This is a genomic window from Reinekea sp., assembly GCF_046710285.1.
Taxonomy (GTDB): Bacteria; Pseudomonadota; Gammaproteobacteria; order Pseudomonadales; family Natronospirillaceae; genus Reinekea.
In genome coordinates this window covers 37,537-51,783 of sequence record NZ_JBKEGY010000016.1, presented here as the reverse complement: position 1 = coordinate 51,783, position 14,247 = coordinate 37,537, and the positions used below count along the sequence as shown (strand labels likewise).

General features: G+C 43.2%; 16 protein-coding genes. 9 read left to right on the top strand and 7 right to left on the bottom strand.

Annotated elements, in window-relative coordinates:
* Positions 1-51 precede the first annotated feature (51 nt).
* From ACI882_RS12115 to ACI882_RS12095, 5 genes are all read left to right on the top strand, one after another.
* Complete coding sequence (locus ACI882_RS12115; RefSeq protein ID WP_411744470.1) at positions 52-930, top strand: DUF1853 family protein; 879 nt, start codon at positions 52-54, stop codon at positions 928-930.
* A complete protein-coding gene (locus ACI882_RS12110; protein ID WP_411744469.1) occupies positions 899-1,771 on the top strand; it encodes a D-hexose-6-phosphate mutarotase in 873 nt (290 codons plus the stop codon). Before ACI882_RS12115 ends, ACI882_RS12110 begins: the two co-directional genes overlap by 32 nt.
* On the top strand, positions 1,768-2,346 hold the full coding sequence (locus ACI882_RS12105) for a DNA-J related domain-containing protein (RefSeq protein WP_411744468.1): 579 nt from the start codon (positions 1,768-1,770) through the stop codon (positions 2,344-2,346). The genes ACI882_RS12110 and ACI882_RS12105 overlap by 4 nt, the downstream gene beginning before the upstream one ends.
* 111 nt (positions 2,347-2,457) lie before the next feature.
* Entirely contained in the window at positions 2,458-3,708 is a 1,251-nt protein-coding gene (locus ACI882_RS12100; protein WP_411744467.1) for a hypothetical protein, read from the top strand.
* A gap of 23 nt (positions 3,709-3,731) precedes the next feature.
* Positions 3,732-4,055: a hypothetical protein gene (locus ACI882_RS12095; protein WP_411746635.1), complete on the top strand. Its 324-nt coding sequence runs from the start codon at positions 3,732-3,734 to the stop codon at positions 4,053-4,055.
* On the opposite strand, the gene nfuA is transcribed toward ACI882_RS12095, so the two are convergent.
* The 5 genes from nfuA to dapE form a co-directional block, all read right to left on the bottom strand.
* A complete protein-coding gene (gene nfuA / locus ACI882_RS12090; RefSeq protein ID WP_411744465.1) occupies positions 4,056-4,646 on the bottom strand; it encodes a Fe-S biogenesis protein NfuA in 591 nt (196 codons plus the stop codon).
* A gap of 129 nt (positions 4,647-4,775) precedes the next feature.
* Positions 4,776-6,134, bottom strand: coding sequence for a class II 3-deoxy-7-phosphoheptulonate synthase (locus ACI882_RS12085; protein WP_411744464.1), 1,359 nt, complete (start codon positions 6,132-6,134; stop codon positions 4,776-4,778).
* 164 nt (positions 6,135-6,298) lie between these two features.
* A complete protein-coding gene (locus ACI882_RS12080; RefSeq protein ID WP_411744463.1) occupies positions 6,299-7,411 on the bottom strand; it encodes a M15 family metallopeptidase in 1,113 nt (370 codons plus the stop codon).
* Positions 7,412-7,589: 178 nt separating this feature from the next.
* A complete protein-coding gene (locus ACI882_RS12075) occupies positions 7,590-8,030 on the bottom strand; it encodes a TerB family tellurite resistance protein (protein WP_411744462.1) in 441 nt (146 codons plus the stop codon).
* A 91-nt stretch (positions 8,031-8,121) separates the two neighbouring features.
* Positions 8,122-9,252, bottom strand: a complete 1,131-nt coding sequence (gene dapE, locus ACI882_RS12070; protein WP_411744461.1) for a succinyl-diaminopimelate desuccinylase — start codon at positions 9,250-9,252, stop codon at positions 8,122-8,124.
* A gap of 76 nt (positions 9,253-9,328) precedes the next feature.
* Between dapE and ACI882_RS12065 the strand changes: the two genes are divergently transcribed.
* Entirely contained in the window at positions 9,329-9,616 is a 288-nt protein-coding gene (locus tag ACI882_RS12065; protein ID WP_411744460.1) for a hypothetical protein, read from the top strand.
* 39 nt (positions 9,617-9,655) lie between these two features.
* On the top strand, positions 9,656-10,045 hold the full coding sequence (locus ACI882_RS12060; RefSeq protein WP_411744459.1) for a hypothetical protein: 390 nt from the start codon (positions 9,656-9,658) through the stop codon (positions 10,043-10,045).
* Between the two features lie 66 nt (positions 10,046-10,111).
* Here ACI882_RS12060 and ACI882_RS12055 read toward each other — a convergent pair whose 3' ends face one another.
* Positions 10,112-10,573, bottom strand: a complete 462-nt coding sequence (locus ACI882_RS12055; protein WP_411744458.1) for a cold-shock protein — start codon at positions 10,571-10,573, stop codon at positions 10,112-10,114.
* 181 nt (positions 10,574-10,754) lie between these two features.
* Between ACI882_RS12055 and ACI882_RS12050 the strand changes: the two genes are divergently transcribed.
* Positions 10,755-10,961 carry a SlyX family protein gene (locus ACI882_RS12050; RefSeq protein ID WP_411744457.1) on the top strand — a complete coding sequence of 69 codons (207 nt, stop codon included), beginning with the start codon at positions 10,755-10,757 and terminating at the stop codon, positions 10,959-10,961.
* Positions 10,962-11,024: 63 nt separating this feature from the next.
* A complete protein-coding gene (gene plsB / locus ACI882_RS12045; RefSeq protein ID WP_411744456.1) occupies positions 11,025-13,478 on the top strand; it encodes a glycerol-3-phosphate 1-O-acyltransferase PlsB in 2,454 nt (817 codons plus the stop codon).
* Here plsB and ACI882_RS12040 read toward each other — a convergent pair.
* Positions 13,456-14,226, bottom strand: coding sequence for a class I SAM-dependent methyltransferase (locus ACI882_RS12040; RefSeq protein ID WP_411744455.1), 771 nt, complete (start codon positions 14,224-14,226; stop codon positions 13,456-13,458). The genes plsB and ACI882_RS12040 overlap by 23 nt on opposite strands.
* Between the last annotated feature and the right edge of the window lie 21 nt (positions 14,227-14,247).

The following is a 14,247-nucleotide window of genomic DNA, read 5'->3' as shown; positions in this document are numbered from 1 at the left end:
GGCTCAAATTCAGATTTTATATATTGTGACTAGCATACCAGAGGTGGCAAGTTGAACGAACCATTTGATGATCAGATCATTTTAAATGATTTACGCTGGGTATGCTCTGCCCCCTCACTGCTTGAGGCCCATTCGCAAATTTGGCAACCTGGTCTGTTAGATTATGATCAAATAACGGCCAAAATTGATTCAAACCACCTCAATAGCCTCGCCTTAGCCCGCACGAAGAAGCTCGGCGGTTATTTCGAACAATTAGTCTTCTCGCTGTTTACGCTCAGCGACGATTATCAGGTATTGGCCTTTAATCAGGTATTTAATAATTCTCAACGTACACTGGGGGAACTCGATTTACTCATAAAGCATAAATCGGGTGAGGTAATCCACTTAGAGCTGGCATTGAAGTTTTACCTTTGGGCCGAAAGTGAACTCGTCAGTCAGTTTAACTGGGTTGGTGCGGGTCTCACAGACTTTTTTGCGTTAAAACTCGCCCGACTTGCCAGTCACCAATTAAAAATATCGCAAATAGCTATCAAACAACAATGCTGGCCAGATTTGCCCAAACCAGATCGCTCAATGCTATGGATTCCGGGGCGTTTATTTTTACCTGAAGGCATGGCACTGAGAGATACCATTTGTGAATTTAGTGATTCCCCTTGGCGGCTCAATCCATCGGCGTTAACGTCACATTGGCAGATAGATCATGACTTAAAAAAGCATGAAAATAACGCCCTAGTAAAAGGGGATTGGCTTACTGGCTATGCTAGTCGACCAGAGGCAGCCATGAAACGCTATCAATTGCCGATGCAGTTTGCAGGCAAAGAAAACTCTCCAGTGTTTATTTTACCGGGAAACTGGCAAAATGATGCCAAAGCCACCATCGAAAACAAACAATTAAACTATGAACTTAACTGCACTAAGCCCAAACGTTAGCCTTGATCAGTATCAGAATTTGAGATGTTTACGTATTCAAAACAACTCAGCCTGCGCAACTATATTTTTACAGGGCGCGCATTTAACTGAGTACTCCCCAACCGGCTCAACAAACTTACTTTTTGTGTCTGCACAAGAAACCTACAGTGAAAACGAAGCTATTCGAGGCGGCGTTCCAATATGCTGGCCTTGGTTTGGGCCTCACGCTAATGAAACAAATGCCCCGGCCCATGGCTTTGTACGTACACGCGAATGGCAGTACGAAATAGTAAAAGAAAGTCCGGACCGAACTGACATCCAATTTAGCTTTGAAACCACTGGTGATGATCTCGGTTTTCCTTTTAGAGCCCGGGCAGAGCTCCTGATTAGCATTGGTGATACGCTAGTCATGTCTATGACAACTAAAAACCTAGGCGAAGATGCCATACCACTTAGTCAGGCTATGCATACCTATTTCGCCTGCGACGATGTTGAGCAAGTTAGGTTGACTGGTTTAACTGGCCGCCAAACCCTTAATAAACTTACCAACACCAGTATCAGCTTCCCGAAAGACTTTAGCTTTAACCAAGAAGTAGATTGGGTTGTATTAGATGATGGCCAGCCATTGCTTATAACTGGCACAGGCAAAGACGCTATTCAACTCACACGATTAGGTAGCCGCTCGGTTGTCGTTTGGAACCCATGGCAAGAAAAAGCCAAAACGCTGAGTAATTTTCATCCAAGTGAATTTAGAAAAATGTTTTGTGTTGAAACTACGAATGCCGCAGACGATGCTCGCTTACTCAAACCCAAGCAAGGCCACTCAATGGTGATGGAGCTAACTAGGTTGGTCAGCCAGTGAAACAGGTCAACCACAGCCCTGCGCTTTTACAAGCCATAGATCAACTGCTCAGCATAAATCCTGCGGGGTTATCTGAATACGAGCTAATGGCAGCCCTAGATAAACAGCACTCTGACCTTTTCCCAAAGCCCAATTTTTCAGAAAAGGTCTTATTATTTCAACATCATTTTATGTTACGGCACTGTCTATACCGTTTGCAGAATGAATATGCACACCTAGGCGATTTTAGATTAGAAATTGGCTTAAGTAGGCTAGTTAAACATCCGGTCACTAGCCCCAAACAAGACCTAGAACGGCACGACCCTCTACGCGAATATTACTTAAACCTTAGTAATATGAACAAAGAAAGTGAATCTAGCATTGAAAGCCTATTAAATTCATTTTGGACTCGCCTTAGCCACTTTAATGCTGCGCCAGAAGCACATAAGACCCTAGGTCTAACTGGAAATGAAAGCCATCAAGAAAAGCAACAACGCTACAGAAAACTAGCTCAGAAACACCACCCAGACAAAGGTGGTAATGCACAGGAATTTGATAGAATTCAGCAAGCTTGGAAGAGCATTCGTAAACCTTAGCCACCCCTTAGGACCACTCTTTAGAGCATTTTCGACCAGTAAAAACCGTGATACACTTCACCTTATAAGGCGTATATCGATATTTACGCAAACAATAAAAAAGAGATAATCATGAGAATTCTGCTACTAGCTTTACTACTGATACCTACGATGGGCATTGCCAACACAATATCGGTTGTTCATTCAAACTATAGCCAAAGTGAAGCAAAAGCATACAGTATTTTGCAAAACTCCCTCGCTGAAGATAATTTAATCTGGGTAGATCAATTACCTGTAAACCAAGGTTTTCCAAGTGCCGATCAAGTAAAAAGCATCGTTGAACAAAACCCAAGCCAAGCTAGCATGGCACAAATACACGGTAAAGAGCTCGAACGTTGGTACGACTTAGGCGTCGTTCGCCATTTAACTACTGTAGCTGAGTCAAATAGATGGCGAGATCTACTGCCTGAGTTCATATACAAAAAAATCCAACATCGGGGTCAAATTATTGCGGTGCCAAGCGGCTTACATATTACCAATACCCTTTGGGCTAACAAAAAAATCATTGATAATACTGGCTTATCCTTAGACAGCTCATGGGATAACTTCTTGAACTTATTAGCTAAAATAGAAGAAACAGGTATTACGCCAATCGTCATGATCGACAATGTACAGTTTGACACCCTACTCTTTGAATCATTGTTACTCTCTGAAGTAGGCGCTGAAGCATACAACGCTTCAATGCTTGACTTAGATAGCACAGCCTTGCGCGCCATTGAACCTGCCTTCGAACGTGTTTTCCAAAAACTTGACGCGCTCAAGCCGTTTATTAGTCGATTACCCGAAGACACCAATATAGTTACCGTCGTTGAAGCCATAGTGAGTGGCCAAGCTGCGATCACCTTACAAGGTTCGTGGATTCAAGGAGAGTTTACATTCAAGGGTTTACTCGCAAATCAGCAATACTATTGCGCACAAGTACCTGGCCAGCACGAAGGTGTTATTTTTATGCTTGATACTTTTGCCGCTCTATCTACATCTGATATTGCAGCTCAACAAAAGCAGGCTATTTTTGCCAATAAAGTTCTCGACAAAAACAATCAGTTCCTAATGAACAACTACTCTGGTGCACATGCAGTCGTCCCGGATACCGGCTTAGAAAAACTAAATGAATGCAATGCCGCAGCAAACAACCGCCTTACCGAAGCAACCGCGACAAAACAAATTGTAGGCTCAACGGCCATGGGTATGAACCTGCCAGTGCAGATTGGCGATGAGGTACTTGAGATCATACATACCTTTATGACCACGAATGCCTCAGCAGCCGACACTGCGAGCCATTTAAGAAAACGCATGAAATATGGCAGCTTCCTGATTAATTAAAATCATAACTCTAGGGTCCAACTATGCCAGACGACAAAATCATTCCCTTTTACGAAGCGAAAGCAAAAGCGACTGGTACAGACCCTGATTTAGCTGCCGTAATAGAGCAAATCAATCAACGCTTTGGTGTCAATATAAGCTTAACAGATCATCGTTTAGCTGGGTTTAAAGCTTTGTTCCCTGTATTGAATGAAGCAGCCACATTGACTCACGATATCTCTGTAGATACAGGCAACCCTGCAATTGAGAAAGCTTTTTTAGAAGGGGTTAGCGCAGGAAAAGCGCAAATGACGATAGATGTCATCATTTGCATACTCGAAAAAGACGGACTCATTAATCGAGTCTAACTATTGGTAGTAGGCGTTGTCTGTCACTGTATGGTCTGTTACGTCACGCACACCTTTTAGCTGAGGCAGGCGCTCTAACAGTGTTTTTTCAACACCATCTTTTAACGTTAAATCAACGGCTGAACAACCTTGGCAACCACCACCAAACTTTAATACCGCAACGTTATCTTCGGTCAATTGCTCTAAAGAAACCTCACCACCGTGTGATGCTAAGCCAGGGTTAATTTCAGTAAACAAAATGTAGTTCAACTGCTCAGATAGAGGGCTATCGTTATTAACCTTAGGCATTTTCGCGTTTGGTGCTTTGATGGTTAATTGGCCACCCATACGATCTTGGGCGTAATCAACTTCGGCTTCATCTAAATAAGGCAGGCTGTTTTTCTCGAGATGCACTAACAACTGGCTCATTTGCACGACTTCATCGTCTTCTTTTTCTTCGCCTGGCTTACAGTACGCTAAGCACGTTTCAGCATATTTAGTACCCGGTTGGGTTACAAACATACGAACTGACATACCTGGTGTTGTCTGCTTTGACAACAAACCCGCTAAATAAGCTTCAGCCGATTCAGTAATATTCAATTGAATATCCATTCACTACCTCATATATGGAAAAAATCTTATGCGGTTATTCTACCGTAAAAAACTCAAAACAAAAATACCCGACCAAAATAGTCGGGTATTAATTGAACAACTCTTACAATTAATGCGCTAAACACTGCGTTATGCTGGCTTAGCACGCCCTTCTTTTAGAGCATCTGCAATCAAAAAGGCCAGCTCTAGAGCTTGATCAGCATTCAAACGAGGGTCACATTGGGTATGGTAGCGTTCAGCTAGGTCTGCTTCAGTGATTTCAAATGCCCCACCCATGCATTCTGTTACATTTTTCCCGGTCATTTCAAAGTGAATACCGCCGGCGTAAGTGCCTTCAGCTTTATGAATGGCAAAAAAGTCCTTAACTTCAGATAATATCGATTCCACCTTGCGAGTCTTATAACCGTTGCCGGCTTTTATTGTGTTGCCATGCATTGGGTCACTGCTCCAAACGACATTGCGCCCTTCTGCTTTAACTTTTTGCAACAAAGCAGGGAAATAGTCACCAATGTTATCAGCACCCATACGCACGATTAGGTTTAAACGACCGGCTTCGTTATCTGGGTTTAAAATATCTATTAATCGAATTAAGTCATCAGGGTCCGTCGATGGCCCTGCTTTTAAGCCCAATGGGTTATGTATTCCACGACAAAATTCAAGATGTGCGCTATCGAGCTGGCGGGTTCGATCGCCTATCCAAAGCATGTGCGCTGAACAATCATACCAATCGCCAGTCAAGCTATCTTGTCGCGTTAACGCCTCTTCATATGGCAGCAATAGGGCTTCATGTGAGGTAAAAAACTGGGTCTCTCTTATGTGAGGCGTATTACGAGGTGAAATACCAATAGCACTCATAAAGGCTAATGAATCATCAATTTGATCGGCCATTGCCTGGTATCGTTCACTTTGAGGACTTTTCTCGACAAAGTTCTGATTCCATTTATGAACTTGGTGAATATCGGCTAAACCACCTTGTGCAAACGCACGCAATAAGTTCAACGTCGAAGATGACTGGTGGTAGGCCTGAACCATACGCTCTGGATCTGGTTGGCGTGCTGCATTGGTAAAATCTATACCATTAATAATATCACCACGATAAGACGGCAGTGTCACACCATCTATGGTTTCATCGCCAGCCGAACGTGGTTTAGCAAACTGACCAGCCATACGACCAACTTTAACAACTGGGCTTTGACCGCCAAAGGTTAAAACAATGGCCATTTGCAGCAACGACATAAAAGTATCGCGGATATGATTAGTTTGAAACTCTTGGAAACTCTCAGCGCAATCGCCGCCTTGTAATAAAAAGGCTTCGCCTTTAGAAACTTTAGCAAGCTGTGATTTTAGCTGACGGGCTTCACCGGCAAATACCAAAGGAGGCATGTTGGCGAGTTTTTTTTCAACGCGGGTGAGGGCGTCCTTGTCCTGATAGTCAGGCATTTGTCGAATGGTATGCTGTCTCCATGAAGACGGGGTCCAAGTTGTCATTACTTAACGATCCTAAATAGTTGGCGGCAACCGTGCTGAATTTGATAAATTCAGGGCGATCTGTTCACAGGGGTTTTTGAGCGATATCAAACCTAGGCTTTCGAGTTTATACAAGCACTAGGCATCTGAATTGAATGAAATAGTAACACGAGATTGGTTTAGTTCTAGACCACTCGAATATGCCAAGGTTCGTAGCGCACCCCTAGCTTGTTGTCCGCTGTATAACGAATTTGAACATAGCCGAGGTCTTGCAACTTTTTAAATTCATCGGTACTGGCAAACTCTGCAGTAAAGTTAGCTAAACCCCCACCCACACGGCCAACATCAAAATCACCAATTGCATGATAAGAATGCCCTGGAGGCGCAAGAGAACGAGATGCTCGAGATAGGTTACCGCTAGCTTGAACTGTTTTTGCCATAAACAACTGATATTGCTTGACGATGTTACGCACACCACTGGTAAGAATAAGGGTATCGCCTACTTCTGATGTTAAGTTGTTATAGAAGGTTTCAGAATGCCCACGGAACACGTAATGACCAGTGCCCGGCATTTTCACGACGTCGTTTGTAGCGACTACGTTGGTAATATTTGCAATTACCTTTTCTCCAAAAAAACCAAGCCGACTAGAGTTGTAGTTGAACATTTTCTCTAAGAAATCGAGTTCTTCTTTAGTAAACTCTCCGATTCGAGGTGAGTACTTTGCATATTTGAGGGTTTCATCTAACGACAATACGTTAAAATTACCAAAACCGACGTAATCTTGAACACGGTTAATTCGCTCTAACGACTGTACCAATAGCTTATAATCGGCTTCGGAAAGTACAACGTCATCTGTATAGTTGGTCTCGAAATTAGATACCTTTTGCTGCACGTTTATAGCTGACTCTTGTGGCGTTGCTAAGGCAATGTTTTCGATACTGGTATCTGGTAAGGCGACTTCTTCAACAATGTTCAATTCATCGTCTGGAATAGTTAGGTCAGCCATAAGCTGCTCAGCCTGTTGCTGCTGAAGATAAGATAAGGCTGGTCGCGCCTGTGTTTTTTCCCCTAACGGCATGACCGATGAAGTATCTGGCGTTAAAACAGACGCAATACCTTCATCCATAGTCGGGTTATTTTCGACCATCACTTTTGCAGCTGCGCGTGTGGCTCGCTGCTCTACGGTACGCTCAAATCTCAAATGTCTGCGGGACAACATATCTAACGAAGCGTATCCAGCACCAGCTATCACTGCAGATGCAGAAATAGACTGTATTAAAAATTCACGACGCTTCACTCAAATTCTCCGGTATAAAAAACAATGAATCACAGCTTAAGTATTGTCGGTTTTTCAAAAAGTGCCAATACTTTATCAATCAATTCTAATATGTTGTAAGCCAATAGCAATGGGATATCTCTTACTTTTGCTAGAATATCGCAATCTTGCCAGAGATATCGACTAAATTTACTATAACTTAAAGGTTATTTTGGGCTTCTGCTTTGGCTTTGATGAAATGGGAATGATGCAAATGCAGCGCTTCGTTGACACGCCGAATCCGTTGATCTTCATATTTATCTAAATCGCCATCTGCGAAGGCAACACGCCACAAATCTACAATAAGTTCATATCGCTCTGGTTCTTGCCAATTATCGTTGATCACCTTGGTGAATTGATACAAATCATAGCTCGACTGCCTTCTGTCAATCGCCGCCTCTATGCATTGATTAATTTCGCTTTCGGGCACAGCTAAGCGCCTTGCTAATATGGTTGCAATGCTTTGCCGCTCACGCTGTTCCATTTCATGGTCAGCCATCATAATTTCAATTAACAATACCGCTGCGGCATCGTCAACGGTTAAGTCATTGCCCGCTTCTTCTTGAGCCGACTCAAAAAACGCCAATATCTGTTTGATCATATTTCGACCTATTTAACGAATAAACAACATCACGTTGATAGACGTCGATCTTCAGTTTCAACACCCCCGAAAATCAACGTTAATTAAAAAGTTAAGCCAATAAATTAACCATTATTTGATAGTAAATTTCGGTGAGCTTGTCGAGATCGTCGACACTGACACACTCATCTACCTGATGTATCGTCTTATTTAAAGGCCCTAACTCGAGTACTTGTGCACCCGTTGGCGCAATAAAACGACCATCAGAGGTTCCACCGGCCGTTGATAGCTCTGGTTCATAGCCTACGGTATCAGTTACGGCTTGAATCGCAGCTTGGACCAATGCGCCCTGCTCAGTCAAGAATGGCTGACCTTTGACTTCAAAACGAAGATCGTAATCAAAATCAAAACCGTCGAGCAATTTTCGAGTCCGTTCCTGTAAAGATTCAGCGGTAGCTTCTGTACTGAAACGAAAACTGAACATGAGTTCAGCGGTACCAGGAATTACATTAGTGGCACCTGTTCCAGAGTTTATATTTGACACTTGGAATGAAGTGGCCGGAAAGTAATCATTACCGTGATCCCAAACTTCAGTTGATAAAGCCGCAATAGCCGGCGCAACCAAATGCACAGGGTTTTTCGCTAAATGTGGATAAGCCACATGACCTTGTTTACCTTTAATCGTTAAGTAACCGAGCATTGAACCACGGCGACCATTTTTAATGGTATCGCCAACTTTAGCCGTACTAGAAGGCTCCCCTACCAGCGCCCAATCAATTTTTTCTCCGCGAGCCATTAGCCGTTCAATAACAGCAACCGTACCATGATAGGCATCGCCTTCTTCATCAGAGGTAATTAAGTAACCAATTCGGCCGTTATGCTTAGGGTAATCGGTCACAAAGCGTTCAGTCGCAACTACCATAGCTGCTAATGAGCCTTTCATATCTGCGGCTCCACGGCCATACACCAAGCCATCAACGACTGTCGGCTCAAAAGGCGGATGTGTCCAGTGGCTAAGGTCTCCTGTTGGCACGACATCGGTATGCCCTGCAAAGACCAGCAGCGGGCCACCCTCGCCATGAGTCGACCAAAGATTGTCGACATCTTCGATACGCATGTGTTCATTGGTAAAGCCAACTGCCGCTAAACGGTCTGCCATTAACTGCTGGCAGCCTTTATCTTCTGGCGTTACGGAGTCGCGTGAAATTAATTCACAGGTTAAATCGAAGGTAGCTGAACTCATAATTGTCTTTTTCTATAAAATTAACGTTTGGGCAGCTATCATACGCACAAACCTTTCATGATTTAAGGCTCTAATAGTGACGAATAAGGAAAAGCTTACTGCGTGGCTTGAAAGGCAAATCAAGGCACCTCGGTTGGCACTGCAGCGATTCACCACCGGCGGCTTTATATTTTCCGGTGGTTTTATGCTTTTGATTCTTGCTGACCAGCGTTTCCCCGATAGCCTCGGAAAAGAAATTGCCGCACTTTTTTCAATGGCGCTGATTTGCCTTGGCGGCCTAATTGCCCTACGCGGTTACTTAGCCTTAAGTGTATTTAAAGTTCTATATTACCTGCTTTCCTCGAATTCGGCTTCAGACAAGTGATACAATGGTCAAATCGATTATTAAGGTCAGACCTGCAACATGAATAAGCCACCCGATTTAGAAATTTATATCGCAGACATCAATGTTGAGCAATCACTGGAGTGGCTCAGCCAATTATTCACACAAGTGACCAAAACAAAAAAAGTTAAAGGTATGCCAAAACAAGCCTTTCCTTTTAATTTTGAACATGAAAATAAACGCTACGAAGGCATTATCTATGACCGTGTTGCCGATGGTTTTACCAGCATTTGGCTCAACAGCCATGAGTTACCTTGGCAAGATGACCTTACCTGGGGCAAGGTTGCCGCTCAAACACTGAGCAAAGAGGTTCGAGTAACGGCTGGCGGGTGGGATCAAAGCCAAGATGCGGATGCCTGGGTTAGTATTGCCCCCGATGCCTCTATCACTCAAATAATCTGGAAGACCTAATATAAAAAAGCCAAATCGCGATGACTTGGCTTTTTTAAATAACTCGCTTATTTTACAAAAGCTAGCTTATTTTTGACGTAAAATAGTTACATCTTCAGCTTGCAAACCTTTGGAACTTTCGACAACGCCAAAGCGAACACGCTGACCTTCTTGCAATGAACGGTGGCCACGCCCACGAATAGAGCGGAAGTGAACAAACACATCTTCGCCGTTCTCACGAGTGACAAAACCAAAACCCTTACTGACGTTAAACCACTTAACCGCACCTTCTTCGCGATCATCTTCTTCAAATTGAGCGACCAAAGGTCCGGCAATGACTTGTGCTAATAGCACCAAAATAAATGCAGCAATGACGACGCTGATGTATGCCGCCCATTTTGCACCGGACATTGACGTAGAGACAAGCTCTGCAATCGTTAACAACTTCAATTCCGGAATCAATGATATTGCGGCCGCAATAATGATCGGGGCAACCAGAGCCACCAATAAACTCACCGCGATTTTAACTAACCATAATTTCAACTTCATGTTTTTACTCACTATTTAATGACAGATGTCTTACTTTATTAGAATACTTATTTAGGCTAAATATCAGCCATTTGTGTTTTGTTATATCTATTTACACCTAAAATTGGCGAAATCCTTCGCATAATGCCAAAATTCCCACCTACTTTGCAACGTATCACATTTATTAGGAAAGATATTGTAAATGAACAACTCAAACCAGTTAGTGGAGCTCGAAACCCGTATTACCCACATGGATGACACAATTGATCAGCTAAATGACGTAATTAGCCGCCAACAGATGCAAATAGATAAGCTTGAACGAGTTGTGCAAAATTTACTCAACGAGCACCTTGAGCTAAAAGATCAGATATCGCCGGAGATCACCGATACTCCACCGCCTCACTATTAAAGTAGTGTCAGTTGCTAAAAACCCGTAAAATAGCCTCCTCTTTTGTTAAGGTACTGTGGTTTCATGTTATCCATTAAAGCTAAATTTCGTCAGTTAGTTCAAAAAGTATTATTTTGGTGGGTGAGAATTGGTGAGAACCCTCACCACACTGACCTTGAGCGCATTAAAAAGGCAAAGCATTGCGTTTATGTGCTTGAACATCAATCTACAGCCGATGCCCTTGTCGTTGACTATCAGCTGCAACAACTTGGTCTTGCTGGCCTACATGAACGCATGGCAATAACCGCCACTGAAGATGAGAAGGCTTTGTTAACGGTTCACCCGAGAAAGTCAGTTCTACGTCGTAGTCATCAAAGCATTACTCCTCGTATTCAAGCCTTCATTGACTACTTAGCCGTTAACCCAGAAGAAGATATACTACTCGTTCCTATTGCCTTGTACTGGGGCCGCGCAGCAGATACTAAGAGTACTATTTTATCGGCGCTATTGAGCTCTAACTGGACCGTTGTTGGCCGATTTAGAAAGCTATTAACGGTGCTTTTTAACGGTCGTGATACCTACTTAGAAATTAACTCGCCCATATCACTTCGACAGCTACTCGATGAAAGCGAAGATACTTCAAAAATCACACGCAAAGTTGCTCGAGTACTTCGAGTGCATTTCCGCCATGTACGCACTGCCGTGATTGGTCCTGATTTATCGCATAAACGCGTCATCATTGACCAAGTTTTAAATTCAGAGCCGGTACGTAAAGCCATCGCTGCTCACTCTTCAGGTAAGTCTGTTAGTCCCGAGCGTTCTCGTTCTGTCGCGCGTAAACATGCGTTGACGATTGCTGCGAACGTGTCATATAACACGATTAGAGTGTTGGATATTATTTTGACTCGGCTGTGGAATAAAATTTATAACGGCATCATTTTAAACGGAATTGAACCCGTCCGTGAGTTAGCGAAAGATAATGAAATAGTTTACGTACCTTGCCACCGCAGCCACATAGATTACCTGCTATTAAGTTATTCATTGCACCGTAATGGCTTAAACGTGCCTCATATTGCTGCAGGTGAAAACCTAAATATGCCCATTGTCGGCAATATTTTAAGACGCGGCGGGGCATTTTTTATTCGCCGTAAATTTGGCGGTGATAAACTTTATAGCACCGTTTTTAACGAGTATATCCATACGGTGTTTAAGCGCGGCTACCCAGTCGAATACTTTGTCGAAGGGGGTCGGTCCCGAACGGGCCGCATGCGTAACCCTGCAACCGGCACCTTGGCAATGACAGTGAAGAGTCACTTACGCGACAATAGCCGCCCTATCGTCTTTATTCCGGTTTATATTGGCTATGAAAAAGTGTTTGAAAGTAATTCGTATCTAGGCGAGTTAAAAGGCAAGGTGAAGAAAAAAGAGAATCTATTTGACCTTGTTAAAACCGTTAAACATCTAAAGAACTATGGCAATGTTTACTTAAACTTTGGCGAAGCTATTCGTTTAAACGATGAGCTAGACCAAGAGGTCCCGCAATGGCGAGATAAAGCATATGGGCCAGAAGACAAGCCAGATTGGATGTTCCAATTTGTAGACTTGCTAGCAAAGAAAGTAGTCACCAAAATCAATGCGGCGGCCGCTTTAAACCCAATCAACTTAGTTGCTACGGCGTTGCTCTCTACGCCAAAGCAAGCCATTGAGTCGACTCTGTTACATCAGCAACTGGAAATTCTGGTCGAGCTAAACAAAGACAACCTCAATGGCTCTCTAGTCACCTTGCCAACAGGTACGCCAAAAGAATGGGTCGACTATGCCGTAAAGATGAATACCCTCAGACTTATTCCACAAAAGTTTGGCGATATTTATGGCCTTGACAGTCACAACACCATTCTAATGTCTTACTATCGAAACAACATCCAACATCTCTTCGCTCTGCCTTCATTGGTTGCAGCATTAGTGGTGCGCAGTGAAGGCATCAGCAAAGAAGATATGGTTGAACTAATTATGCTAATACATCCTTATATTCGCAGTGAGCTGTTCATTGATAGCAGCGATGAAGACACGATCAGCCAAGCCAGTGAAGTTATTGAACGATTACTCAGCCTGAATTTAATTAGTCGCAATGTTGATGGTCTATTTTGCCCGCCTGAAAAGACCTTTGATAAGAGCTTACAGTTACAGTATCTAGCAAATATCATTTTGCCAACATTGGAGCGCTACTTATTAACCTTATCTGTTTTAGTTCGTTTCGGTAAAGGTGAATGCAGTCAAACTGTTTTGGAGAATCAATCGCAGCAAATGGCTCAAAGGCTTTCATTACTTAATGGCTTAGATGCGCCAGAGTTTTTTGACAAAGCCCTATTTAAGAACTTTATCATGACGATGAAAAAGCGAGGCGCTATCTCCACCAATGAGACCGGCAACCTAACCTACAGTGACAATATCACCATGGTCATTAATAAAGCCGGTTCCGTTATGCCAGATGATATTTGGTATAACATTCTGCAAGTTACGAAACGATCGACTTCTTAGTATAGAGATCAAACCGACTGCTCTTGCCAACGAGCGAGGTAGTCGGCACTTTCCCTGCCAAATAAGGTGCCTGTTTAGGCCGCTTTACCACGACACGAAACTCTGCTAATGCAATTGCAGGCTCTAACAGTTTGTCGGCATCTGCATCGATTCCGACTAAATCATGAAACAAAGCCATATCTTTTTTGACCTTGGCAGATTTTTCACGGCTTGGAAACATAGGGTCCAAGTAAATAACCTGAGGGGCAAAAGCCTCGGCTTCTGATGAATCAAAAAAAATACCTTGTTCCAACCTCAGGGAAAGGTCTGCTAGTTCTTCACTACGATTGGCTTTGAATCGCATCAGTCCATCATTGAGTAACTGAAAGACGACCGGGTGTCGCTCATACATAAGCACCTGGGCACCCAGTGAGGCCATGACAAAGGAATCTCGACCTAAGCCTGCCGTTGCATCTAATACTCTCAGTGATCTGTTTTTATTGAGACCTATGGCTTTAGCCACGGCTTGCCCTGCACCGCCACCATGAAGCCGACGATGTGATGCGGCGTTTGATAAAAAATCGACACTGACCGGCTTAATTTTTGGCCAATCGACATCTGCAATAGCTAAGTGGTTATGATCAAAAAGTAAAAATGGCTGATCATCAGGCGTTTCGGAGGCTGAAATCCAAGGTAGTTTAGTTAGGCAATCAAATCGTTCGCGCAGCTCGCTTTGATTTGAATTTAGGTTGAGTAACTTGATGGTCATTTATTTAATGCGCTGTAAATT